The sequence below is a fragment of the Streptomyces sp. NPDC048349 genome (assembly GCF_040651925.1).
Lineage (GTDB): Bacteria > Actinomycetota > Actinomycetes > Streptomycetales > Streptomycetaceae > Streptomyces.
This window is the reverse complement of the sequence record NZ_JBEZLA010000128.1, coordinates 1-6619: the sequence shown is the minus strand read 5'-3', so window position 1 is coordinate 6619 and position 6619 is coordinate 1. Positions and strand designations below refer to the sequence as shown.

The following is a 6619-nucleotide window of genomic DNA, read 5'->3' as shown; positions in this document are numbered from 1 at the left end:
GTACGTCCAGTACGGGGGCATCCGGCCGGCACGCCGAGAGCACGCACCGGACACCGCTCCTTCACCACGGACCTCCGTCAGACACCCCCTAGCCCCGCAGCAGGTCGCGGATGCGGACCGTCGTGGCCTCGTCACGTCCGACGGCGAACGGCAGTGCGTTGTCCCGGTCCACCCGGAAGGGGACCCCGTCGACGGTGCTGTGCGTACCGCCGGCCTCGGTGACCAGGAGCAGCCCCGCCGCGTGGTCCCAGGCCGAGGGCCAGGTGAAGGCGAGGCCGTCCATCTCGCCGCGGGCCACCCTCAGGTACTCCAGGCCGGCCGATCCGCAGGGCCTGGCCGCGACGCCGGGCACGTCCAGGCGGCCCAGGGCCCGCTTGTCCTCCTCGGAGGTGTACAGCGGGTGCGCCATGGCGACCCGCAGCTCGGCGCCCGGCTCGGGCGAGCCGCTGCGGATCCGCTCCCCGTTGACGTACGCGCCCTGCCCGCGCACGGCGGTCGCCAGCTCCTCCAGGGCCGGGGCGAAGGTCCAGGAGGCGAGGATCTCCCCGCGGTGGGCCAGCGCCACCAGGGTGCAGAAGGCCGGGTCGCCGGAGACGAACTGCCGGGTGCCGTCGACCGGGTCCACGATCCACACGGGGGCGTCGGCGCGCAGCGCCCCGTACACGTTCGGGTCGGCGTGCACGGCTTCCTCGCCCACCACGGCCGAGCCGGGCAGCAGCCGCTGGAGGGAGGCGGTGAGGTGTTCCTCGGCCTTGCGGTCGGCCACCGTCACCAGGTCGTGCGGGCCGCTCTTCTCGTCGACCTCGTGCTCGGCGAGCTGCCGGAATCTCGGCATGATCTCGATCGCCGCCGCCTTGCGGACGGCCTCTTCCACGTCGGGCAGGCCATGGGTAAGGAACTCATCGATCATGCGCCCATCACATCACGGACGAACGGCAAACCCCACCGACAATCCCCGACGGGCGGCCGGACCGCGCGTGTACCGGGGGTGAACCGCACCCGCGGGACCGCCGGCCAGGGGCCGGACGGCCTCGTCCGGTCGGGTCCGCTCGCGCCGGAGGGCCGCGGCCCGCCCGGACGTGCGTGGAGGCCGGGCAGGCCCTTGCGGGCTGCCCGGCCTCGTCGTACGCGGAGCTGTTCGATCGGGCGGGGCGGGCTGCTATTCGAGCAGCTCCGCGTACGAGCCCATGGCCAGGGCGACGTCCGCCTGGGCCCAGAACCGGTGGTAGGTGAAGACGGGCGCGGCGCCGCCCGCGAGGTAGGCCTCGACCTTCGGCCAGGCCGGGTCGTCCTGGTAGAAGCTGCGGAGCGAGGCGAAGGTGGACGAGGAGTTCACCGTGTCGCCGTTCGGCATGGTGCCGGTCCACGAACCGGGCACGTACACCGGGTCGTCGAAGCGGTGGTAGTCGGTCCGGGTCTCCTGCACGGCGACGCCCAGCGGGTCCTGGTGGTGGGCCCACATGCCGTCGAGCAGGGCCTTGGCGACCCGTTTGGCCTCGGCGTGCCCGGACTTCGCGGCGTAGTAGGTCAGGGTCTTGGCGTAGGCGGCGGCCACGCCCACGTCGTCGGTGTAGTCGGCGACGGTGACGTGCAGGCCCGCGTTGGCGCCGGGAGCCGACGCGTTCCAGGTGTCGGGGGCGCCCGACCACGTGAGGGTGGAGGGGATGCGGTAGGTGCCGTCGGGGTTGATCGTGGTCTTCGACAGGGCCCAGCCGACCCACTTGTCGAGCACCGCCTTGGCGCCCGCGTCGCCCGTCTGCTCGTAGAGCTCGGCGACCCGCTCCATGGACCAGGCCTGGAAGCCGAACCACTGGTTGGACGCCGGGTCGTGGTAGACCGGTTTCTCGTCGTAGGAGAGCCCGTGGAAGGTGGGGGTTCCGGCCGGGGGCTGCGCGTACCGCCCCTGCCAGCTGTTGGTGGCACCGCCCGCGATGGCGCCTTCGTCGGACTGGAGCCAGCGGTAGAACTCGAGCTGCCGGTCGAGGCTGGTCGCCCAGTCCGCCGCGCCCGTCGCCGACTTGGGCTTCAGCGGGGCGTACTCGCTGAGCGCGTAGGCGGCGAGGGGGTTCTGGTAGCCGCTGTGCGCGTGGCTGGAGCCGATCCGCCAGGACCAGCCGGCCGATGTGTCCGCGGCGCCGCCCCAGGCGTAGTACCAGGACATCAGGTAGTGCGCGCTGTCCTTGCCGGTGCCGGCGGGGCAGGCGGTCGGGCCGACGCAGTTCCCGGCCTTCTTGAAGTACTTGTCGAACATGGAGTACCGCAGGTAGTCGCCCATCCTGGCCGCCTTGGAGACGGTCGCGGTGACCTGCGACCCCTTGCCCTGCTCCCTGGCCCAGACGTCGGCCCAGTAGGCGGCCTGGACGGCACGCGCGTCGGCGTCCGGGGCGTTGGTGAACCTCCACTGCCTGGCGTAGGAGGCGTCCCCGGTGAAGAGGTCGAGATAGCCGTTCTTGCCGCCGTAGGCGAAGCGGTCGCAGGTGGGGTGCGGAACGGTCTCCCAGACCGATTCCTGGGGTCCGCGCTGGAAGGTGTTGATGTACGAGGGACCGGTGGCGGCCGGTCCCGCGGAGCACTTGCCGGGCTCGTTGCCGAAGCCGTAGACGTTGTCGACGTCCTGGATCCAGTGCATGCCGTAGATGTCGGACGTGCCGTACGCGCTCTTCAGCTCACCGGCGAGGGGGTCCGCGCCGGGGGTGACCGTCCCGTCGAGCCCGGCCGGGTACTGCGAGGGGAGGTCGTGCTCGGGGGCGTAGGTGGCGGGCTTGGAAGCGTTGTACGAGCCGGTGGTGGGCTGGTCGGCATGGGTGGGGATCATGAATTTCTCCATGGTCTCCCACGCGCCGTTGAACTTGCTCCAGTCCCCGGTGATCTTCCCGTACATGGCCTGGAGCCAGATGAGATAGCTGTACGCCTCCGAGGTCGTCTCGTGCCCGTGGTCCGGGGCCTCCACGATCAGCGTCTCGACGGAGTGGTACGGGATGCCCTCGGGCGAGAAGTAGCCGTTGGCCGGGTGGGTGATCTTCCCGTAGAGGTCGAGGAACCGGGCGTCGTACGTGGAGCCGGCGGCCAGTTGGGCGACCGTCACCTCGGCCGCGGTGTGGCCGGGGGCGGTAGCGGTGAAGACGGCGGTGCCGCTGCCGGTGGTCCCCGCCGCGACCGTCACCTTCTGGGCGGTGTTCCAGTTCGCCGGGGTGAACGTGAGAGCGGCGGGCGACGCGGACAGGTCGGTGTTGCCCGAGGTGCGGGCGACGCCCACCGTGACGTTCGCGGCCGGCTGCTTGGACAGCTTCAGGTCGAAGGTGCCCGTCTCCCCGCGGCGTACCGAGAGCTGCGCGGGAGTGGCGACCAGGGCAGGACCGGCCGCGACGGTGATGCCGACGGGGGCGGACTCGGCGGAGGCGCCGAGGCTGTCGTGGGCCTTGGCGTAGAGGGAGTGGGAACCGGCTGGGAGGCCGGTGGCGGCGAAGGTGAAGGGCGCGGTGGTGTCCGTGCCCAGGAGCGTGGTGTCGCTGTAGAACTCGACCTTGGCCACGGTGGCGCCGTCGGCCGCGGCGGCGGTGGCGGCGAGCGGGACGGGGGTACCCGCGGTGTAGACGGCGCCCGCGGTCGGGCTGGTCAGGACGGCGACCGGGGGCTGGTGGGATCCGGTGCACGGGGTGCCGTTGACGGCGAACGAGGTGGGCGCGGCGTTGGTCCCGCTGTAGGTGAACTGGGCGCCCGCGGTGACGGCCGCGCCTGCGGCGACGGTCCTGTTCCAGTCCGGGGCCGTGACGCGGACGCTCTTGCCGGACTGGGTCCAGGTGCCGTTCCAGCCGTTGGAGAGCTGCTGGTTGCCGGCGTAGTCGTAGGTGAGGGTCCAGCCGTCGAGCGGGCCGGCCGACCGGTTGGTGAGGGTGAGCTCGGCGGTGAAGCCCGAGCCCCAGTCGTTGGTCTTGTAGTCGACGCTGCACTGCACCGCGGCGGCCGCGGCGGTGGTGGCGCCGACGGCCGTGAGGCCCAGCGGGAGGGAGAGCGAGAGGGCCGTGGCGGAGGCGGTCAGCAGCCTGCGTCGGACGCGTGCTCGGGGAGGGGGATGGGCCGACATGCGGATGGTTCTCCTCGCGGCTCGGGGGAGACGGGGACGGAAGAACGGGTGCGCACAAGCCTGAACCAGTGGGAGCGCTCCCACTGTGCAGACGCCGGGGGGCGGCGTCAAGACGCATGCAGAGTCGAAAGGATTCCGCGGGGAAATTGCCCCACCTCTCTTTTGCTGGGCGTCAGTTGCCGCTACGGTCTGGCCCCAACCAGTGGGAGCGCTTCCATCATTCGGCGCGTCGCAGTGCACGAACCTGGCTCCAAGGCCTCGCTCATGTGACGTCCCCGCCCCTGTGCAGCACTGCTCGGCGGAGCAGCACCGCGTCACGGCCCGGTTCGACACCCGCGCCGCGCCCTGTCGTGTCCCGGCTGGACCTGGCACACCCGGATCCCCTCCAGGCCGGCCCCGAGCGCACACCCCCCTCATTCGGCACCGGGCTGCGCGAGCGCGTGCGCACCCTGAACTGAAAGGCACCCACGACATGAGCCGCACGATCCCCCGCACCGCCTTACTGGCGGCCCTTAGTCTCGTCACGGCCGCCGGCGCCACCGCCACCGCGTTCGGCACCTCCGCCGGAGCAGCCACGGCCGGCTGCAAGGTCGAATACCAGATCACCAACCAGTGGAACACCGGGTTCGGCGCCAACGTGACCGTCACCAACACCGGCGACCCGGTCTCCGCCTGGACCCTCGAGTGGTCCTATGCGAACGGCCAGCAGGTCACCCAGGGGTGGAACGCCACCCTCACCCAGTCCGGGGCCGCGGTGACCGCCAAGAGCATGTCCTACAACGGGTCCCTGGCCACGGGCGGTTCGACGTCCTTCGGCTTCAACGGTTCACACACCGGCACGAACGCCGTCCCCGCGACGTTCAAGCTCAACGGCGTCACCTGCAACGGCGCCACCGACCCGACCCAGCCCCCCACCACGCCCCCGACGACGCCTCCCACGACGCCGCCGACCACGCCTCCGCCCACCGGCGGCAAGGTCGACAACCCCTACGCCGGCGCCAAGATGTACGTGAACCCCGAGTGGTCTGCCCATGCCGCCGCCGAACCGGGCGGCAGCAGGGTGTCCAACCAGCCCACCGCCGTCTGGCTCGACCGCATCGCCCTCGTCACCGGCACCAGCGGCACCATGGGCCTGCGCGACCACCTCAACGCGGCCCTGGCGCAGAAGGGCAGCGGCGAACTCGTCGTCCAGCTGGTGATCTACAACCTGCCCGGACGGGACTGCTCCGCGCTCGCCTCCAACGGCGAGCTGGGCCCCACCGAGATCGACAAGTACAAGACGCAGTACATCGACCCCATTGCCGCGATCCTCGCCGACCCCACGTACGCGGGTCTGCGGATCGTCACCACGGTCGAGATCGACTCCCTGCCGAACCTGGTCACCAACGTCTCCGGGCGCCCGACGGCCACCCCCAACTGCGACGTGATGAAGGCCAACGGCAACTACGTCAAGGGCGTCGGCTACGCGCTGAACAAGCTCGGCTCGATCGCCAACGTCTACAACTACGTGGACGCCGGCCACCACGGCTGGCTCGGCTGGGACGACAACTTCGGCGCCTCCGCCGAGATGTTCAAGCAGGCCGCGACCGCCGAGGGCTCCACGCTTTCCCATGTGCACGGATTCATCGTCAACACCGCCAACTACAGTGCCCTGAAGGAGGACCACTTCAAGATCGACGACTCCGTCAACGGCACCTCCGTGCGCCAGTCGAAGTGGGTCGACTGGAACCGCTACACCGACGAGCTGTCCTACGCCCAGGCCATGCGCGCCAAGCTGGTCTCCCTCGGCTTCGACGCGAACATCGGCATGCTGATCGACACCTCCCGCAACGGCTGGGGCGGCGCCGCCCGGCCGACCGGACCCGGCGCACTGACGAACGTGGACACGTACGTCAACGGCGGCCGCTACGACCGGCGCATCCACCTCGGCAACTGGTGCAACCAGGCAGGCGCCGGCCTCGGCGAGAGGCCCAAGGCCGCCCCGGCGGCGGGCATCGACGCCTACGTGTGGATCAAGCCGCCGGGCGAGTCCGACGGCGCCAGCAAGGAGATCCCGAACGACGAGGGCAAGGGCTTCGACCGGATGTGCGACCCGACCTACACGGGCAATGCCCGCAACGGCAACAGCATGTCGGGCTCCCTCCCGAACGCGCCGCTGGCGGGCCAGTGGTTCTCGGCCCAGTTCCAGGAGCTCATGAAGAACGCCCACCCGGCGCTGTGACGCCCGGCAGGTGAGAAGTCCGCAGCCGTACGGAACCCTTGCGTTCCGTACGGCTCCGGGCTCGTCGGCCCGGCCCCGGGCCTCATCCGCTCACGAGGAGTCCCGCACGGCCAGCTGCGTCGCAAGGACCCGGCTCGGCTCTTCGCCCTTGCCCCGGCGCGGAGATGCGCCGGCCTCGGACTCCTCCGCGATCTTCCGGAGCAGCAGCCGGGTCATCGCGCGGCCCATCTCCTCGATCGGCTGGCGCACGCTCGTCAGCGGGGGGTCCATCAGACGGGCCACCGCCGAGTCGTCGACCCCGACGAGGGCGACGT

The 6619-nt window shown here is 71.1% G+C and carries 4 protein-coding genes; 1 reads left to right on the top strand and 3 read right to left on the bottom strand.

Annotated elements, in window-relative coordinates; translation table 11 throughout:
• Positions 1 to 88 precede the first annotated feature (88 nt).
• The gene (locus AB0D44_RS34030; protein ID WP_362598681.1) at positions 89 to 910 is read right to left on the bottom strand and encodes an inositol monophosphatase family protein; all 822 of its coding nucleotides are present in this window, start codon (positions 908 to 910) and stop codon (positions 89 to 91) included.
• Positions 911 to 1159: 249 nt separating this feature from the next.
• A complete protein-coding gene (locus AB0D44_RS34025; RefSeq protein WP_362598679.1) occupies positions 1160 to 4084 on the bottom strand; it encodes a glycoside hydrolase family 48 protein in 2925 nt (974 codons plus the stop codon).
• Between the two features lie 472 nt (positions 4085 to 4556).
• Here AB0D44_RS34025 and AB0D44_RS34020 point away from each other — a divergent pair, with 472 nt between their 5' ends.
• Complete coding sequence (locus AB0D44_RS34020; protein ID WP_362598676.1) at positions 4557 to 6305, top strand: glycoside hydrolase family 6 protein; 1749 nt, start codon at positions 4557 to 4559, stop codon at positions 6303 to 6305.
• Positions 6306 to 6395: 90 nt separating this feature from the next.
• Here the strand turns inward: AB0D44_RS34020 and AB0D44_RS34015 are convergent.
• The coding region (locus AB0D44_RS34015) for a substrate-binding domain-containing protein (protein ID WP_362598673.1) at positions 6396 to 6619 on the bottom strand (224 nt) is incomplete at its 5' end.